At 58.7% G+C, this 18,957-nt stretch carries 9 protein-coding genes; 2 read left to right on the top strand and 7 right to left on the bottom strand.

The genetic code is table 11. The annotated features are described in order from the left end of the window. Window positions 1-29 precede the first annotated feature (29 nt). Entirely contained in the window at window positions 30-8,585 is an 8,556-nt protein-coding gene (locus tag E4T21_RS12390) for a glycoside hydrolase family 94 protein (RefSeq protein ID WP_149285297.1), read from the bottom strand. A 426-nt stretch (window positions 8,586-9,011) separates the two neighbouring features. Then, window positions 9,012-9,734 carry a Crp/Fnr family transcriptional regulator gene (locus tag E4T21_RS12385; RefSeq protein WP_149285295.1) on the bottom strand — a complete coding sequence of 241 codons (723 nt, stop codon included), beginning with the start codon at window positions 9,732-9,734 and terminating at the stop codon, window positions 9,012-9,014. 352 nt (window positions 9,735-10,086) lie between these two features. Between E4T21_RS12385 and E4T21_RS12380 the strand changes: the two genes are divergently transcribed. Continuing rightward, window positions 10,087-11,106 carry a fatty acid desaturase gene (locus E4T21_RS12380; RefSeq protein ID WP_149285293.1) on the top strand — a complete coding sequence of 340 codons (1,020 nt, stop codon included), beginning with the start codon at window positions 10,087-10,089 and terminating at the stop codon, window positions 11,104-11,106. 495 nt (window positions 11,107-11,601) lie between these two features. After that, a complete protein-coding gene (locus tag E4T21_RS12375) occupies window positions 11,602-11,841 on the top strand; it encodes a hypothetical protein (RefSeq protein ID WP_149285290.1) in 240 nt (79 codons plus the stop codon). A gap of 348 nt (window positions 11,842-12,189) precedes the next feature. On the opposite strand, the gene nhaC is transcribed toward E4T21_RS12375, so the two are convergent. From nhaC to E4T21_RS12350, 5 genes are all read right to left on the bottom strand, one after another. After that, on the bottom strand, window positions 12,190-13,626 hold the full coding sequence (nhaC, locus tag E4T21_RS12370) for a Na+/H+ antiporter NhaC (protein WP_149285288.1): 1,437 nt from the start codon (window positions 13,624-13,626) through the stop codon (window positions 12,190-12,192). A 64-nt stretch (window positions 13,627-13,690) separates the two neighbouring features. Continuing rightward, a complete protein-coding gene (locus tag E4T21_RS12365) occupies window positions 13,691-14,983 on the bottom strand; it encodes an NAD(P)/FAD-dependent oxidoreductase (protein ID WP_149285286.1) in 1,293 nt (430 codons plus the stop codon). A gap of 446 nt (window positions 14,984-15,429) precedes the next feature. Continuing rightward, on the bottom strand, window positions 15,430-16,101 hold the full coding sequence (locus E4T21_RS12360) for a GntR family transcriptional regulator (RefSeq protein WP_149285284.1): 672 nt from the start codon (window positions 16,099-16,101) through the stop codon (window positions 15,430-15,432). A gap of 194 nt (window positions 16,102-16,295) precedes the next feature. Beyond that, complete coding sequence (locus E4T21_RS12355; protein ID WP_149285282.1) at window positions 16,296-17,873, bottom strand: aldehyde dehydrogenase (NADP(+)); 1,578 nt, start codon at window positions 17,871-17,873, stop codon at window positions 16,296-16,298. Between the two features lie 38 nt (window positions 17,874-17,911). Then, window positions 17,912-18,937 (bottom strand): Ldh family oxidoreductase, encoded by a 1,026-nt coding sequence (locus E4T21_RS12350; RefSeq protein ID WP_205423384.1) that lies wholly within the window; start codon window positions 18,935-18,937, stop codon window positions 17,912-17,914. Between the last annotated feature and the right edge of the window lie 20 nt (window positions 18,938-18,957).

Raw genomic sequence — 18,957 nt, 5'->3', positions numbered from 1 at the left:
CAGCAGTTCCGTCATTCGCAACCCAGTACTTACGGATACGCCTGCTCTATCGTCGAGGAATGAGGAGTGGGTATTGCAAGTGTCAGGCGGTGCTTGGCGCCATCCAGCGGCACACGGACATTTCCTGCGTCGCAAGCGATGGCTTTTCCATCCAGGTGGGCTTGCAAGGTGACCAGGTGAGGTGCGGGAGAGTGGTCCACCTGAATGGTGTAATGGGATGAGGCCACCGCCACTGTCGCCTCGAAACCTGCCCAGGCGGGGGGCAGGCAAGGGGCGATGACGAGGAAAGCCCCCTCGCGGCGAATACCAAGAATACCTTCGAGACCTGCCCGATACATCCAGCCAGAAGATCCCGTATACCAGGTCCAGCCGCCTCGGCCGGCGTGTGGGGCGACGGAGTACACATCGGCAGCCACGACATAGGGCTCGACTTTATAGCGCGATGTCTCTTCCTGAGTGCGGGCATGGTTGATGGGATTGAGCAGCGAGAACAGGTCGGTGGCTTTTTTCCCCTCGCCCAGTTGTGTATACGCGAGGATGCACCACATTGCCGCATGACTATACTGGCCACCGTTTTCTCGAAGCCCAGGGGGATAGCCGGCAATATAGCCAGCATCGCGCGTGGGCTTGTCAAAGGGAGGCCAGAACAGCAAGGCCAAACCGGGATCCTTGCGGATCAATTCCCGCTCTAGCGAGCGCATGGCGAGGGTGGCTCGCTGTGGATTTGCTGCACCGGATAATACCGCCCAGGATTGAGCAATCGAGTCGATACGACACTCTTCGCTAACCTGGGTACCGAGCCAGCTTCCATCATCGAAGGTCGCTCGCCGGTACCACTGGCCATCCCAAGCGTGTTGTTCAAGTGACTCGCGTAGCGAGATTGCATGACTGCTCCAGTGTCTTGCGCGGGCACTTTCGGAGCTCCGCTGTTCGGCGAACGGTATGAACAGATTCAGGGTGCGTATCAGCAGCCAGCCCAGCCACACGCTTTCTCCTTTCCCGGATTCACCGACCCGGTTCATGCCGTCGTTCCAATCACCGCCGCCGATCAATGGAAGACCATGTTCGCCGGTCAACGCAAGGCACTGGTCGAGGCCGCGGGCACAGTGTTCGTACAGTGAGGCGATTTCATCGGCAATCACGGGTTGGAAGAAGGCATCATGTTCATCGTCGCCTAGCAGTGGGCCTTCCAGAAATTTCACCGGCTCGTCCAGAATGCTGGCGTCTCCCGAGGTGAGGACATACAGGGCGCTGGCATAGGCCAGCCAGACTCGGTCGTCGGAAATGCGAGTTCGCACGCCTTGGCCGGAATGGGGCAGCCACCAGTGCTGCACATCGCCTTCGACGAACTGACGCGACGCGGCACGCAGAAGGTGATGTCGGGTTGTCTCGGGACTGGCAAAGGTCAGGGCCATGCCATCCTGCAGTTGGTCGCGGAAACCGTAGGCACCGCTGGCCTGATAGAAGGCGGAACGGGCCGTGATCCGGCAGGCTAAGGTCTGGTAGAGCAGCCAGCCATTGAGCATGATGTCCATGGCGCGGTCGGGCGTGCAGACCTGCACTGCACCAAGTCGTTGCTGCCAGTAGGCAGTGACCGCGGTAAGCTCGGCGTCGAGGTCGGCCTGCCGATAGCGAGCGATAAGCTCTCTGGCGTCCTCAGGGGATTGGCCCTGGCCAATGAAAGCAGCAATCTCGACTGTCTCACCCACTGCCAACTCAAGAGTGCACTGCAGGGCCGTACAGGGGTCCCACCCGGCACCGGTGGCTCCGGAAAGGGGGGCGCGACCAGCAAGGCTCGCAGGAGTGACATGGTTGCCGCCGTGACCAAGGAATTCACTTCGATTCGCTGTCCAAGCTGTCTGCAGGCCGCCTAGGTCGGCGAAGGCAACGCGCCCGGGGAAATCAATGTTCCAAGGGTTGCTTACCAGAATAGCCCCACAGGTTTCATCCTTGTGCGAGATAATGAATGGGCCAGATGCGCTTCGTGACAGGCCTAGCGACCACTCCACATAGGCGGTGATGGATAGACGGCGAGGGCGACCTGAACGATTTCTGAGGGTCAGGCGCGAGATACGGATAGGGGCGTCGAGCGGCACGAAGTGCAGCAAGTCAAGTGCGATGCCGTGAGCCTCGTGCTCGAAGCGGCTATAACCGAAGCCGTGCCGCGCCACATAGCGTCCCTTGTCACGGATTGGCAGTGCGGTCGCCGTCCAGACTGCCAAGGTTTCTTCGTCGCGCACGTAGATTGCGTCGCTGCTGGGGTCCATGACGGGGTCGTTAGACCAAGGAGTGAGTGGGTTTTCACGGCTGTTATCGGCCCATAGATAACCGGAGCCCTCTGCTGACACTTGAAAACCGAACCCTGCGTTGGCAATCACGTTGATCCATGGGGCCGGTGTAGAGCGCCCGGCCTTGAGTATGGTTACGTATTCCTTCCCCTGCTTGTCGAAGCCTCCCAGCCCATTGAAGAATTCGAGAGTCGGCGGAACCTCATCGCCTCGTGCCTCTGTTACCGAATCGTGTTGTGCCACCTGTTCTGGAAGTGGTGCTGGTGGCGGGTAATGAACCGAGGGCGGTATCAGCGCGAGTTGCTCGGCAATTGACCCGCGCTGAGCCATCAATACCACTCGGGCCACGGACTGCAATAAGAGACGAACCTCAAGGCTCAATAGATCTGCCCGCAGGGTAATGACCGAGCCCTGGGTAAGTCCTTCGTGAATGCGTGGCCGGGACTGACTGCTGTGCACCGCGGTATCAATCGCCTGCTGGAGATCCTGTATATAGGAAGAGGCATGTTCGTTGAGAATCACCAGATCGACGCCGAGACGCTTCATATGCCAGTATTCATGGGCGCGTAGCAACTGGCGCACTTGAGCCATGTCCTCGGTCGAGCCGATACGCAGCAAAACGATCGGAAGGTCGCCGGAGAGGGTGTGTGGCCATAGTGCCGACTGAGGGCCCGCGCCGCGCGCGATGGTATCCCGCGAGGCTCTGAAGCGGGGATCGGCATACAGAATGGGGGCGGCTAGGCGCTGGAAGTCTGCTGCTTCCTCGGGTGTTACGCTCAAGTAGCGAAGTTGAACCTGCGCTTGGGTCCAGGCCAGTGTCTTGGCCCGATCATAGGCGCTGCTGTCGTGATGCTTGTCGATCAGGTCCAGCAACGCCTCACGCGATGCTGCCACGACGGTCCAGAAAGCGATATGAGCGACGTTTCCGGGAGCGATCTTGAGACAATAGCGCAGCGAGAATATTGGATCGAGCACTGTGCCGGTGGTGTTTGTCAGTCGCTGTTCTCCGCTTAGGGCTTCCGCTGTCGCCACCGTACGGCCCCGGCCGATAAACTGGGCGCGATCAGTCTCGTATTGCACTTCATCCAGGATGTCACCTTCCACAACGGCGAAGTGGGCTGCCCAAGTCTGTGCTTCGTCGGGCCGGCGACAGCGACGGGTGGCAATCAGCGCATTGAATTCTTCAAGATATTCGGTCACCACGAACATCTTCGCGAAGGCGGGGTGGGCATTGTCCGTGGCCGGTGTGGTCAATACCAATTCCGAATAGGAGGTCACGTCGATATTTCGCGTGTTCGGCCCGCTGTTGGTAAGCGATACGCGCCGTACCTCGCTGTCATCCTCGCCTGAGACAAGCACATCGAGGTGGGACGTCAGCCCGTTATGGGTATGCGTGAAGCGAGCATAGTCTTCGGCAAAGAGCACATCGTGGCTGCCGCGCTTGTCGACTATCCCGCTCCCGGGCATAGGGCCGCTGGCCGACCAAACGTCGGAAATGTCGCTATCACCCAGGAAAATGAAGCTGCCCCAGTGATCGCGGGTCGTGTCTTCCTGCCAGCGGTTGATGGCGATATGCTGCCAGTGACTGTATCCCGCCCCCGTCATCGTCAACATGACCGAGTAGCGTCCGTTCGACAGCAGGTGTGTCACTGGCACTCCTGCAGCTGTTGCCTGGATACGACGAACTGCCTGGCTATCGCCGAATGTCTCGTTTGGTGGTGATTGCACTTCTTCGGCGCGGGGATGGACTATTGCCACATCACGTGGAATGCGTTCCTGCAGCAGCAGCTCGCTGGCCTGTATGATCGGTTCACGATGGAAGCGTTCACGCATCTGACCGTCATGCAAGGTATTGGCGATAGCCACGATGCTCATACCCTGATGGTGGGCCATGAAGCTACGTACAATGGCGACCTCCTCACCTTCAGGCACTCGAGAGCGGGTGAAGTCAAGTGCCTCGTAGAATCCATAGCGTCCCAATGCCCCCAAGTCGGTGAGACGAATGAAGTTGCGGTATGCAGCGAGAGGGTCAACCATCGTCGCCAGTCCGGTTGCATAAGGGGCTACAACCAGGTCGGAAGAGAGGCCGCGCTTCAACCCTAGACCGGGTACACCGAAGTTGGAATATTGGTAGGTGAATTCCCTGTCGCGGGCGTTGTAGGCGGATTCGGAGAGGCCCCAAGGAACTCCCAGAGAAGTGGCATAGGCCACTTGGCGCTTGACCACTAGGCGGTTGCTTTGCTCGAGAAGACTGCCCGAAGGCGCGCGCATTATCAGCGACGGCATCAGATATTCGAACATCGAGCCCGACCAGGAAATCAGTGCCGAACCGTGCCCCAGCAGCGTGGCTGTCCGCCCGAGCCGGAACCAGTGGCGTGTCGGGACATCGCCTTTGGCAATCGCCAACAGGCTGGCCAGTCGCGCTTCTGAGGCAAGAAGGTCGTAGCAGCTGCTGTCGAGTGTGTTGTCATTCACGGAATAACCAATTGACAGTAACTGGCGTTCTGGGGAGAGCAAGAAAGCGAAGTCCATCTCCAGTGCCATACCCCGCGCCGTATCGGCGAGCTGCCTGAGCCGGTCCTGGAAACGGCATCGAGGTCCAGCCCTGGCCATTTGTTTCCGGTCGCGGTAATGCTCGGCAACCGATTGGCGCAAGGCTCCTATCCAGAACAGCACCTCATCGGCCCAGGGGCTTTCAAGGTCTCGCAGGGTGTCATGGGCCATGCTGGTGGTTCGATCACAGAGTCGTTTCAGCGCCGGCGTGAGCAAGGGATCTCCCAGCAATTGCGCTTCGATCTTGTCTAGACTGGCCTCGAGCAGTGCGGCATTTTCACGATGAGCGGCAGGTGTCGCCTGGAGAGCCTCGCGCACTAGATCCAGATGATCCGTGATACCCGAATGAGGATCGGACAACAGTTCGCTTGCTGACCAGGTTTCACATGCATTGGCGATAACCAATAGATGGCCAGCCAGGTTGCCGCTATCGACCGAAGATATATATCTTGGATCAAGTGGGTGAAGGTGCTGGGTACCATACCAATTGAAAAAATGACCACGATGGCGTGGGAGGGTCTGCATGACCTTCAACGTAGTCTCAAGGCGTTCGACGCTATTCAGGGCCCCTAGCCAACCAAAGTCGCGAGCGGTCAGTACCGACAGGAGATAAAGCCCTATGTTGGTAGGCGAGGTGCGCTGTGCGATGACAGGGTGAGGCGTTTCCTGAAAGTTATCCGGCGGCAGCCAGTTACTTCGAGGGGTAACAAAGGTTTCGAAGAAGCGCCAGGTACGCCGTGCGATCAAACGCAGCGCGTGTGATTCGGCTGCTGATAGAGAGGGGCGTGGTGTGAGACTCCCGGGGCGGCTGATCCATGTGGCAATAGCGGGTGCCGCTAACCAGAGTGACGCCAGCAGCAGTATCAGTGACCAAGCTTGAGGCGCATAACTCACGACACCCAATGACACCACCAATGCTAATGTGGTCCCCGGTGCCATGTTCCGATAAAAGCCCGTCCACTCAAGCCTTGGGCGCCTTGCTGAATGCGCGGCCGTAGTCCACTCGAGTAGGTGCTGGCGGGTGATCAATATGCGTATCAGGGTCCTGATGATGGCATCCAGCATCCGCCAAGCTTGGTCGGGCAGGAAGGCAAGCCACAACAGGATCTGGGCCGAGGCGATTTTCAGCTCGGAAAACCATTCGTGAAAATGATGGCGCAGGTTGATGTCCGCTCGAGCCGGAGCCAGCGACATGAGCAGCCACAAAAGCGAGGGTGTGGCAATGACGGTCAAGACAAACAGCGTGCCTGACAGAGCCGCCGGCAGTGGCAACAACCCGTTGATGGCGAGACATGCCAGCAATAAAGGGGCGAGTAGCGACCGGCGCAAGTTGTCCGTCAGTTTCAGGCGTCCACTCCAGGGCATCGAGCGCGCGAAGATCCATGGCAATAATTGCCAGTCGCCACGTGTCCAGCGATGTTGGCGTTTGACGGCAACATCATAGCGAGACGGATACTCCTCGATCACTTCGACATCCGAGGCCAGACCCGCGCGGGCGAAGATACCTTCGAACAAGTCGTGACTGAGTACACTGTTTTCCGGTATGCGACCGCTGAGCGAAGCTTCGAACATATCGACATGATAGATGCCCTTGCCGACGAAGGAGCCCTCTCCGAGGAGGTCCTGATAAAGGTCCGATATGGCTGCGGCATATGGGTCGATTCCCCCTGGTGCGGAGAAAAGGCGTTGGTGAATCGAGCCCTGTTGTCCCAGCGGTAAAGAGGGCGTTACTCGCGGCTGGAGAATGGCGTAGCCTTCCATGACGCGCTGACGGCTTTCATCGAACCTGGGTTGATTCAGCGGATGCGCCATCTTGCCGATCAACCTGGCGGCTGCGCCACGGGGTAGACGGGTATCCGCATCCAGTGTGATGACATAGCGCACATCGCTCGGCATGGTGGCTGGATTCAGGAACGTGGTGTCTTGAGCGCCGCGGAGCAAGCGGTTGAGTTCATGCAGCTTGCCACGTTTGCGTTCCCACCCCATCCAGCAATTTTCACTGCGATTGAACACCCGGCGGCGATGCAGCAGGAAAAAACGCTCGCGACCACTGCTGTCGCCATAACGGTGATTCAGTTGGGCGATTGCTGCGTTGGCTGCCGCCAGCAGGGGGATGTCCTCGGCCATATCCTCATGTTGGGCATCGACCCCGTCGGTGAGCAGGGCATACAGGATAGCACCGTCGCCGCTGGCCAAATGATGGACCTCCAAACGCTCGATTTGCTCTTGCAGATCGGCCTCGTTAGTCAGCAATGATGGTATGGCGACCAGCGTGCGAAGAGTGCCTGGAACTCCCTCGGAAAGATCCATACTCGGCAGAGGCTGCGCACTGACGCTGAAAATGATGAAGCGGTTGACCAGTAACGTAGCCACTTCGGTGGCAGGCAGTAGTCCCAGGATTCCCAGTAACCACAGCCATCCAAGGGGGGCGCCGCCCGCGGCCAGCGACGTCAATGCCAGTGACAGCAATCCGGCGGTGAGTATGGCAATCAGGCCGACGTAACCGCTCATGCCACCTGTCAGGAAGGCTTGCCGCAAGCGCTGGCGAGGCGAAGGTCGAAAGCCGATGGCTTCCTCAAGCGAAGGTCTCCCGGCTGCGATCAGAAAATAGCCAGGGTCACCCACGCGTGCGGCCTCGATAGCATCGTCAGCGTTCGCCATTGCCTCGTGTGATGCGGCCAAGGCATAGTTCACTACCTCCAGTTCCTCCATGGAAGCCCCCCGAGCCAGCTGTTCCACGGCACTGCGATAGCTGTTGCGGGTCGGGAAATCCATCGCAGTAAAGAGGCCGCCCTGATCTAGCCGTGCATCGATCAGGCTGACGCTTTCGACAAGCTCTGCCCAGTCGATACTCGATATAAGACGCATGCTGGTAATAATGTTGCGCACAGTGACGTTGGCGGCGCCTTGACGCTGCTGGGCTTGCTGAACTACGTCATCAATGGAGTTGCCTTGTGTACTGACTTGCTCTTCCAGCCAGTCCACCATCGGGGTGGTTCGCGAATCCAAATCTCGCAAGCGTTTGGCCAACTGGGCAATGAAGGCTTCTTCCAATGGTGTCGTGTTGCACAGTGGCGCATAGGCATCTGGTGCCGAGAGGCCACCCTCAGGAGCCAGCCATTGAGCTGCCAGGACATCAGCCTCATTGCGCGCGTCCTGTTCACTGATGATCTGCACGGCGAGCCGTCGCAGGTTCTCGACGAGTACGATTCGTAGGGTAATCGCGATTGCCCATAACTCGCCGATAGTTAATGACTGCACACGTTGATAGGCGTCAACGAAGCCTCGCAAGGCATCGAGATCGAGGTGACTGTCCGTATGGGCGACAAAGGCCCAGGCCAGGCCAAAGACACGGGGATAGCCAGCAAAAGGGCCATCGGCCAGTTTCGGTAGCTGTCGATAATAACCGGGCGGCAGATCACCACGTATCTCTCGAATCTGGGCCTCGATGAGATGATAGTTGTCGAGTAGCCAGGCTGCGGCAGGAACAACATCGCGGCCCTTGGCCACTTCTGCGGCACTCGCGCGATAGGCGTTCAGCAGGACCTTGGCATTGTCTTTGAGCCGCCTTGCCAACGGCAGGACCTTGGGCGGTTTGTCAGTGACACGCTGAGCCAGCGCAAGACTGCTGGCGTGCTGTTCAAGCCGTTCGACACTGAATAGCTCCTCCCGTACCGGGGCCGTGTTACTCCAGGGCGGTGGTGAGGTGAAATGCCGGCATGCAGTATGAAAGAGGGAGGCCATGGCTACGATCCTGGTCGATGCTCGTTACCCACTGGGGCAAGCGAGATTGCGTTACCAGAATCATGAGGTAGATTCACGAATTTATCGGTTCGCTAGCGCACTGAACGCCTGGCGCGCTGAACTTCTGGATAGGTGAGGACAATATTGTGCCGCCGCTGTCATGCATTGCACAGATGGCGTCACTGAGAGACTTTGATGGAAAATCTTTGCGGCCACCTGTGTACCAAGGACCTTGTGGCCGGGCATCATGCGTAGTCCCGGTCACGGGCCAGTGGCTTTAGGTGCACTCATGCCTGCAGTTGCCACCTACGCTAATCCAGATGAGCTCCTGAGCTGGCTCTTGGGGGCGAAGAACTCATGAGCATGTAGCTCAACAAAATCTGAAAAACGGGCGAGTCTATGTCTGTCAGTTGAACATTACTGGGGTCATTGCGTGTTGGTGCAATAGGGCATCAGGCGATCACTTTCCTTTTTGACCACAGCGTAGCACTCACAGCAACGCTGCTCGAGCCGGGGTCTGTCGAGCACCGTAATATGCCCACGGCGATATTCGATGATACCTAGTTTATGTAATTTTCCGGCTGCCTCGGTGACCCCCTCACGGCGCACTCCTAACATGTTGGCGATCAGTTCTTGGGTCATGTTCAACCGGTTGTCGGGTAGCCGGTCCAGGGATAATAGCAACCAGCGGCATAGCTGCTGGTCGATCAAGTGGTGGCGGTTGCATACCGCCGTTTGGGCCATCTGGGTGATCAGTGCCTGGGTATAGCGCAACAGTAAATGCAGCATTTCACCATGGCGGTTGAACTCATCCTTGAGCTGATTCACGGGCAACCGCAGCGCCTGGCCGGCACTTTGTACAATGGCTCGGCTGGTGGTGCTTTCGCCGCCCATGAAGACGGCAATACCGACAAGGCCTTCGTTACCCACTATCGCAATCTCCGCGGACGCCCCGTTCTCTGTCACGTAGAGCAGTGACACGATGGCATCGATGGGTAAATAGACATGGGTCAGCTCGCCGCCTGATTCGTGCAATACCTGCCCCAAGGAAAGGTTTACCGGTTCAAGCAGGGGAAATAGCCGTTGCTTGACCTCACTGGATAGGGCCGCTAGCAGCTGGTTTTTCTCAAATGAAAGGCTTTCGGTCATGCATCTTCTCCACCGGAAGGGGCTTTCAAGTTGTGCTGTTTGCTGGTCTGCTCAACATTATCGTAACGGACGCATTTGATGTCGAGGGACGAGCGGTTTCATCCTTATTGGTGAAGCCATCAAGCAGTAGCCGCCTCTTGGCCTATGTCGTGCTTTGGGCAGGATCGAAGGTGTCAACGAATTCGGCAGGGTGGAACCTGTCCCGCCACAACATATTACCAGTGTACGCAAGCGCACATACACTTCACTACCCCTCGGCATATCCTAAACCGTGATCTCGAACTTCCTGGCACGTTCTCCGCTGAGGCCGCGGACCTTGGCATGGCGTACCGGCCCTGACAGGAACCTGCAGATGGAAAACCTAGGGGAGAAAATCGACCTTACCAGCGAACCGCGCGCGCTCATGCGTGCCTTGGGAGACTATCGCACGCCACGCATCGCACGTAGCGTCATCGAGCTGCTGGTCACGCTGATTCCTTTCGTCTTTTTCTGGACCCTCTCCTGTGTGGTACTGAGCGCTGGCCATTGGCTCGGCCTGGTGTTCACTCTGCCTGCTGCAGGTTTTCTCGTGAGGTTGTTCATGATCCAGCATGACTGCAGCCATGGTGCCTTCTTTCTCTCAAGGCGTGCCAATGACTGGGTCGGACGGGCGATCGGCGTGCTGACCCTGACTCCCTTCGACTTCTGGCGACATACTCACAGGTACCATCATGCTCATTCTGGCAATCTGGACCGCCCGCGTATCGGAGGTATCGACACCCTGACAGTCGAGGAATTTTTTGACCTGCCTCGTAAGGAGAGGATGCGTTACCGCCTCTATCGCCATCCTTTCATCCTCTTCGTTCTCGGCCCTGCGTACATATTCCTGCTAGATAATCGACTGCCGGTAGGCTTCATGCGTGCAGGTTGGATGCCTTGGCTGAGCACCATGATGACCAATGCGGCAATCCTGGTCCTCGTCTCCGCCATGATGTGGATGGCGGGCATCGTCCCCTTCCTGCTCGTGCAGTTGCCGATCACGCAGCTCGCTGGAACGATTGGTGTCTGGCTCTTCTATGTTCAGCACCAGTTCGAGGACACTTTCTGGGAGCACGACCCTGACTGGACCTTCCAGAAGGCAGCGCTGCATGGTAGCTCGCACTACGATCTGCCTGGCATCTTGCGCTGGTTCACCGCTAACATCGGAGTGCACCATGTCCATCATCTATGTAGCCGCATTCCTTTCTACCGCCTGCCCGATGTGCTGCGCGACTATCCCGAACTGCGTGGTATCGGACGCCTCACTCTATGGCAGAGCTTCGCATCTGTGCGCCTGGTCCTGTGGGACGAAAAGAAGCACCGCCTGGTAAGTTTCAAAGAGGCGAGTGACTGACCTGACGGGTTCGATAGCGAGCTAGCAGGCTGCCGGGTTTTGATAAGATCGTGCAATATTCGCATCATGCCGTCCTGAGTTGCTGACAGCTCGGGAATACATGCGTGGGACTCAGGGTATGCGGATTATTTTGCTAGGAGTCGCTAGACGGTGGTTGGTGTGGAAACCACCTTGGGCCATGTAATGGTTAACGGCTAAATCGAATCGTGAATCAAGCTTCATGCTTGCCGCTGCTGTTTAATAGTTCATTCATTTTTCTCTCCTATCGCCGGATACTTGATCGAGAAAGAGTGGTGCCGAATAGCATAAAGCATTGCGGTTATTCTATGTGACAACATTGACAAATAAAGGAGCTGGGTGTTTAAAGAAGTTTGGAGGTGTGAAGTCCTGTATTGCTCATGATGATTCTGACGTTAGATTGTACCTAAGAATGTGAGTCGCTGATGCTATCAACTTTCTCACAATTTAATTACATAAATAAAAGTAGGTAAATTCATGAAACATATTGAAGCCAATCATGACATATCAGATGTCACCATATTTGAGCTCAGCTCTGATGAACTGGATCATGTCAGTGGGGGAGTCTCATCCGATACAAGTTATGCGGTATCTGTAGGGGCTGCCGTTGGGTTTGTTGGATTGGCTATTGCAACTGCTCCCTTGACAGGTGCAGCGATATTAGCCGGAGCATCGATCGCTGCATCTAGCATCGCCATTTCGTATGCATTAGAGTAAATTAAATAAGCGACTTGCAATTCCAGATTGCAGGTCGCTTTTTTCAGTTCTGGATGCTGTTGATTGCCTTGTGGATTGTTAAAGCAAGAAGTGCCCGACCTGTTCCTGAGAGGAGCTATTGGTTTCTTTTCAGATCATTCTTTCAACTTCATTTCTCTCAGCTCTCCAGATTGACACTGGAGCAAAAGCGAACACTTGGTGTACGAGTTACTGTGCGCCACCTTTAGAATTTATTGATTTCTCCCCTCGTTCAAGCTGAACGCCACCGAGCGTGTGCTCCAAGCCTAGATAGCGTAGACACCAAAGCCCCCAGCTGGGGGCTTTGGTGCTCATGCAGGCATGCTGCTATCAGAATGAGGCTGGCTGGGGGCTGGGCTGATCGGTACTGTCCTGATCAACCTTGGTGCGCCAAATGGCGATGTTGGCGTAACCGTAGAAGAGCGAGATGGCGATGACCAGCATGTGATACCAGAGGAAGGGCAGGTAGGCCATGGTCGAGACGCCGAGAGTGGTGGCCATGAAAACGCCGCCGTCGGTCCAGGGCACCATCGGAGTGGTCACGGTGCCACCGGCTTCTGCATTGCGCGAGAGTACCCGCCGGTCGATGCCCTGGTCGTCGTAACTTTTCTCGGTGATCGTACTGGCGGTGATCAGGGAGACATAGGCGGCACCGCCGAAGAAGTTGCCGAAAAAGCCGCCAAGCATGGTCGAGAGCGTCAGTCGACCGGGGTTGTTGGCCCAACTCAGGAAACCATTGCTGATCGTCTTGAGAATGCCGACCCGGTCCATCAGACCACCGAGGCCGAGAGCAAACAGAATCAGTGCAACCACACTGAGCATGGACTCGATACCGCCGCGGTTTAGCAGGGTGTTGAGGAACTCGACATCGGAGTGCATGGCGTTGCCGACGTAGGCGATGCGGATAGCATCGATGGGGCCGACGCCTTGGGCCCACCAGGCGCACAGGCTACCGAGCACGGCGCCGAAGGTGATGACCGGAATGGCTGGAAAGCGGCGTGTCAGCAGGGCGATGACGATCACTGCCGGCATCAGCAGCCACGGGCTGATGGTGAAGTGGTTCTCCAACGCCTGCATGGCCACGGTGGCGCGCGAGGTATCGACGTCGCCACTGATGTAGAAGAAGCCGACGACCACGAACAGGATCGAGGCAATCAGTATGGCTGGCGCGCTGACCAGCATCATGGAACGAATGTGGTCGACGAGGCTGACCTTACACAGAGAGGCCGTCATGACAGTGGTGTCGGAAAGCGGGGACATCTTGTCGCCGACATAGGCACCGGAGATGACGGCACCGGCCACCAGCGGCAGAGGAATGCCGAAGCTGTGGCCGATTCCCATCATAGCGACGCCAGCGGTCCCTGCGGTACCGAAGGAGGTGCCGGTGGCCAGCGAGGTCAGGGCGCAGATGATAAAGGCCGCGAACAGGAAGATCTGTGGATTCATGACCATCAGACCGTAATAGATGATGCTGGGTACGATGCCACCGGCAATCCAGGTACCGATCAGTGCGCCGACAGTGGTCAGCACCAGCACGGCTTCCATACCGTTATGGATGCCGTCTATCAGTCCCTTCTGCATGTCGTCGTAGCTGATCTTCAGCTTGAGCCCGAGGGCCATGACCAGGAACCAGGAGGCGAAGAGGGCGAGCTGGATCGGCAGCCCGAGGACATTGATGCTGAGGAACATGATGGCAATGAACCCGATCATGACGGCCAGCACCTCTGTCATGCTGGGCAGCCTTGCGGAAGCCTTGGTTGCGGACATGATGTCTCCTTGGATCTTGTTGTGGTGTTACAGGTCGTGTGATTGAGCGTCGTGGGGATACGGATCAGAAGCGATTGAGCCGATAGGGTGCCGGCTCGGGGAGTGACTGAAACGAGGGGGTACGTTCCGGGGTTGCCAGGGTGGCAATCATTTCGGCAGTGATGGCCGCCTGGGTCAGGCCAAGGTGGTGATGACCAAAGGCCAGCAGTACCTTGCCGTGCTGCACGCTGTCGATGATGGGTAGCGAATCCGGCAGCGAAGGGCGGAATCCCATCCAGGGGGTGGCGCCTTCGGCGCTGAGTGGGTCACGGAATAGTCCCTGGGTGAGGCGATGGAGCTGCCAGGCGCGCTGCATATTGGCTGGGCGCTGCAGACCAGCAAACTCGACGGTACCGGCCAGGCGCAGTCCCTCACGCATCGGGGTCATGATGAAGCGGCGCTCCAGTGAAGTGACTGCCAGTGGTAGACGGTGGGCTTCCCGAGGCAGCATGAGGTGGTAGCCGCGTTCCGTGTCCAGTGGGACGCGCACGCCGGTGAGTTCGGCGGTCAAGGGGGCGGAGTGAGCGCCGCAGGCCAGCAGTACGCGAGGTGTCTGGATGGTCCCCGAATCCGCGGTGGTCAGGGTGACGCCATGCTCGCTGAGCCGTGCCCGAGTCACTTCCCGCTGGTGAAAGCACACCCCGTGCTGACGTGCTGCAGCGACCAGCAATTCAGAGACGCTGTAAGGGTTGACCACATGCCCTGTGTCCGGGAAGAAGAGGCCGCCTTGAACCCTGGCGGAAAGTTCGGGAGCACGTTCGCGGATGGCGTCGCCTTTCCATGCTTCCACTGTTACACCGTGATCCGCCATCCGGGCCTTGATCGCTTGGAGCTCGGTTGCCGTGTCTGGCGTCTCGTGAACGAGAAAGGAGCCATCACTCTTCAGTAGATGTCGCCCCCCGGCGGTATCCAGCAGCTTATGCCAGGCGCAGAGGCTGACTTCGTTGAGGGCACGAATGCCGCGCACACTATGGGCGTAAGGTGCCTGGCGCAGGTTGAGCAGCAGGCGAGTGAACCAGGGTAGCGCACGGGGCAAGTGTCGCCAGTCCAGGCGCAGTGGTCCCATCGGGTCCATCAGCATGCCGGGAAGACGGGTGAGAATTGAAGCATCTGCGATGGGAAACACTTGCTCGGTGGCCATGTGTCCAGCATTGCCGAAGGAAGCCCCCATTCCCGGTGCTTGCTTGTCCAGCACCTGAACCTTGAGGCCTTGCCGAGCCAGCGCCAGGGCGCAGCAGATACCGATGATACCGGCACCGACGACGGTGATGTCGACCTGGGGAGCAGCGTTGCCGTCGACCTGGTTGGGTGGACCCATGGAGGCTCCTATTGCAGTGGTGATTGTCGTTTTGTCGATTGTATAAAATATAATATGGTTGATATAGCACAGCAATAGCGACTGCGACTAAAGTCGAGAGAAAAGGATGTTTGGGGGAAGCATGTCGTCGGGAGCGAGAGATCTGGCGACTGCAGTGTAGGTGTGATGTAGATGCGATGTGGTGCGATCAGGCTACTGGCTTACCGCATGGCATGGCCATGGGAGCGCATGCCCTGGCCCATTGGCTTGGGCGCCAGGCTGGCTATTGGGCATGGTTATTGAGCATGGCTATCAGATCGGCAAGGCGAGGGCATGGCCGAGGGTTGCCTCGGTCATGCAAGGCTCCCCGTCACAGGAAGAGGAACCCTGCATATAGAGCAGGGTTCGATATAGAAAAGGACCTGATATAGAAAAGGACCTGATATAGAGAAGGGCCGGCCATGACTTTAGAGAGGCTCGGCGCGTTTGGCGCGTTCCTCAAGCAGAGTCACGATGCCCGCGCAGGCTTCTTGAATATGCACTTTCAGCAGCTCGCAGGCCTCATCGGTCTGGCCTTTGCGTGCCATGTCGAGCAACCCGTGGTGTTCTCGTTCGGCCTTCTCGATCTCCTGGGTGTAGAGCAACTGCATACGAATGTAGCGGTCGGACTTGGTGTTGAGTTGACTGATCAACGACAGGGTTTCCGGCAGATTGGCGGGAGCGTACAGCGCTTGATGAAAGGCGAAGTTGTACTCGCTCCAGTTGTCGATCTCGCCGCCACTGTCCAGGGCTTTGTCATACTTGCTCAGGATGTCCTCGGCCTTCTTCAGGTCTGCCTCGGTCAGTTCGGCAATGGCATGGCGCAGCACGTAGGTTTCCAGCAGTACGCGCAGGTCGAACAGTTCGCGAATCTTGGCCACCGACAGCTCGGTGGTAAAAGCACCGCGATGGGCATGAAACTCGACCAGTCCTTCGGATTCCAGGGTCAGCAGCGCCTCGCGAACCGGAATGCGGCTGACGTCGTAATCGCTGGCCAGCGCGTCCTGGCGTAGCTGGGTGCCGCCCGGAAACTCGCCGCCGAGAATGCGTTGGCGCAGATCGTCGGCGACGAACTGGGCTCTTGTCTTGAATGTTGCCATAGCCTGTCTCTGGCGTTGGGGGGGGTATTGCACACTTTATACAAACGGTAATAAAAGTCCATGACACAAGGCAGTGCACGACCTGGGTCCGCTATCATGCACTGCCACCCCGGGACGGGTGGCAGGCATGAAGAGGCAGCTATAACAGGTATAACAGGTATAACAGGTATAAAAAGTATAAATAAAAAGGAGGGTCAGCTTTCGCGCTGACCGTTGACCAGGCGACGTAGCGACAGCGGGTTGTCGTGCTTGAGCGCCGTCGGCAGCAGGGCATCGGGCAGATCCTGATAGCACACCGGGCGCAGGAAGCGCTGAATGGCAGCGGTACCCACGGAGGTGCTGCGTGGATCAGAGGTAGCGGGGAAGGGTCCGCCATGTACCATGGCATCGCAGACTTCCACGCCAGTCGGCCAGCCGTTGGCCATCACCCGGCCGGCGCGGCGCTCAAGGATCGGCAGCAGTTTACGAGCCACATCGAGATCACCATCGTCCATCTGTAAGGTCGCGGTCAGCTGACCTTCGAGGTGTTCGGCGACACTCTTGACCTCATCAAGGTCGGCACACTTCACCACCAGCGAGGTGGAACCGAAAATCTCGGCCTGCAGTGCCTCATCAGCAAGGAAGTCAGCGGCCCTGACCGTGAACAGGCCTGCCTGACATTGGTTGGGACCTTCTCCGCGCAGACCTCGTGCCACTTCGGTTGCCTTGTCGCTGGCGCTGAAGCCGCTGACGCCACTTTCGTAGGCCTCGAAAATGCCCGGCGTCAGCATGGTCTGGGCCGCCGCTACCTTGATGGCTTCACCGGCCGCCGCAACAAAGGCGTCGAGTTCCGGACCATCGATGGCGATCACCAGGCCGGGGTTGGTGCAGAACTGGCCGGCACCCATAGTCAGCGACGCGACGAAGGCTTCACCGAGGGCTGTGCCACGCGCCTTGAGTGCTTCCGGCAGCAAGAATACCGGGTTGATCGAGCTCATCTCGGCGTAGACCGGGATCGGCTCGGGACGATTCTGGGCGGTCTTCATCAGGGCGGTGCCGCCACTACGCGAACCGGTGAAGCCGACGGCCTTGATGCGGGGATCGGCGACCAGTGCCTGGCCGACTTCACGACCGGAGCCGTAGAGCAGCGAGAACACACCTTCCGGTAGTTCGCACTTCGCCACCGCACGCTGCACGGCACGGCCGACCAGCTCGCTGGTGCCAGGGTGAGCGGAATGGGCCTTGACGATGACCGGGCAACCCGCGGCCAGGGCAGAGGCGGTGTCGCCGCCGGCGACCGAGAACGCCAGCGGGAAGTTGCTGGCGCCGAAGACCGTCACCGGTCCAAGGCCAATATGACGCTGGCGCAGATCGACCCGCGGCAGTGGCTGGCGCTCGGGCAGTGCCGGGTCGATGCGTACGTCGAGCCACTCACCATCGCGTACCACACGGGCAAACAGGCGTAGCTGGCCGCAGGTACGACCGCGCTCGCCTTCCAGACGGGCACGCGGCAGGCCAGACTCCAGCATGGCGCGCTCGATCAGCGCATCACCGATGGCCTCGATCTCCTCGGCGATCGTCTCGAGGAAATGGGCGCGGGCTTCTGGCGAGGTCTCGCGGAAATGATCGAAGGCCGCCCAGGCCAGCTCGCAGGCGCGTTCGACATCAGCCTCCGTACCGCCGGGGTAAGCCGGCGACAGGCGTTCATTGCTGGCCGGATCGATAGCGTGGATGGGATCACGGCTGCCGTGGATGGCGCTCTGGCCAATCAGCATCTTGCCTTCCAGAATCATGCTTGTCTCCTTGGTGGGAGGAGGGGAACAGGCCGGGTTCAGCTCAACTCGACCAGTTCTCGGTAAAGGTGGTCGGGAAGATGGATACCTTCCCGTCGGGTACGTTCGCGGGCGGCGTAGCGCCGTTGTGAGGGCAGGCGAGCATCCTGGTCGATGATGGCATCGAACAGGGCTTCGCCCCGGCGCATGTAGTGCTCACGGGTATCTCCCAGAAAGCGCTCTGGATCCATGGCGATGATCAGTTCGCCATGGTAGGGCGAGCCACCAGCCCCGTCGTCGTGGGCCAGTGATTCGGCACTGGTGAGATCGCCGATCAGTGGACCAGCGATCAGTTCGATCATGGTGGCCAGAGCGGAGCCCTTGTGGCCGCCGAAGGTCAGCAGGGCTCCGTCGAGAACGGCGGCAGCATCTTGGCTCGGCTGGCCATGACGGTCGATGCCCCAGCCTTCCGGAATAGGTCTCTGCTCTCGGCGGTATAGTTCGATGTCGCCCCGCGCAATGGCGCTGGTGGCGAAGTCGAACAGGTAAGGTGGCTGGCCGTCGGGGCGTGGCCAGCCGAATGCCAATGGATTGGTGCCGAGCAGCGGCCGAGTGCCACCCGCTGGTGCCACCCAGGCATGGCTCGGGTTGCAGGCCAGGCCTACCAGGCCAAGCTCGGTGATGGCCTCGACTTCGATCCACAAGGCGGAAAAGTGCACACAGTGGTTGATCGCCAGGGCGGCGATACCCTGCTCTCGAGCCTTGGTGGCAAGCACCGGTAAACCGGCTTCGAACGCCAGCTGAGAGAACCCGCCCTTGGCATCGACGCGCACGATGCCTGGCGCCTGATCATGTACCTCGGGCTGGGCGTCGGCGACGACCTTTCCAGCGGCGAGGGTGGACACGCAGTTGAGCAGCCGGTAGAGACCGTGAGAGTGGCAGGCGTCACGCTCGCCGGCGATGACGGCACGCGTGAGTGCCTGCGACTGTTCTGCGTTGAAGCCCTGGCGAATGAGAACGGCCCGGGCGAGCACAGCAGCGTCGTCGAGCGTCATGCGATGCATGGTCGGGGACGGCTGGGACATGGGGGACTCCTGCCAGAGCC

It is taken from the genome of Halomonas binhaiensis, assembly GCF_008329985.2.
In the GTDB taxonomy this organism is placed as follows: domain Bacteria; phylum Pseudomonadota; class Gammaproteobacteria; order Pseudomonadales; family Halomonadaceae; genus Halomonas; species Halomonas binhaiensis.
Note: the sequence above shows the minus strand (reverse complement) of the source record. Positions and strands in the feature narration are given on the sequence as shown.

What these genes read in the sequence shown, in the direction of transcription:
- E4T21_RS12350 (WP_205423384.1), bottom strand. Translation starts at nt 18,937, where the DNA reads ATGTCCCAGCCGTCCCCGACCATGCATCGCATGACGCTCGACGACGCT.
- E4T21_RS12355 (WP_149285282.1), bottom strand. Translation starts at nt 17,873, where the DNA reads ATGATTCTGGAAGGCAAGATGCTGATTGGCCAGAGCGCCATCCACGGC.
- E4T21_RS12360 (WP_149285284.1), bottom strand. Translation starts at nt 16,101, where the DNA reads ATGGCAACATTCAAGACAAGAGCCCAGTTCGTCGCCGACGATCTGCGC.
- E4T21_RS12365 (WP_149285286.1), bottom strand. Translation starts at nt 14,983, where the DNA reads ATGGGTCCACCCAACCAGGTCGACGGCAACGCTGCTCCCCAGGTCGAC.
- nhaC (WP_149285288.1), bottom strand. Translation starts at nt 13,626, where the DNA reads ATGTCCGCAACCAAGGCTTCCGCAAGGCTGCCCAGCATGACAGAGGTG.
- E4T21_RS12375 (WP_149285290.1), top strand. Translation starts at nt 11,602, where the DNA reads ATGAAACATATTGAAGCCAATCATGACATATCAGATGTCACCATATTT.
- E4T21_RS12390 (WP_149285297.1), bottom strand. Translation starts at nt 8,585, where the DNA reads ATGGCCTCCCTCTTTCATACTGCATGCCGGCATTTCACCTCACCACCG.
- E4T21_RS12380 (WP_149285293.1), top strand. Translation starts at nt 10,087, where the DNA reads ATGGAAAACCTAGGGGAGAAAATCGACCTTACCAGCGAACCGCGCGCG.
- E4T21_RS12385 (WP_149285295.1), bottom strand. Translation starts at nt 9,734, where the DNA reads ATGACCGAAAGCCTTTCATTTGAGAAAAACCAGCTGCTAGCGGCCCTA.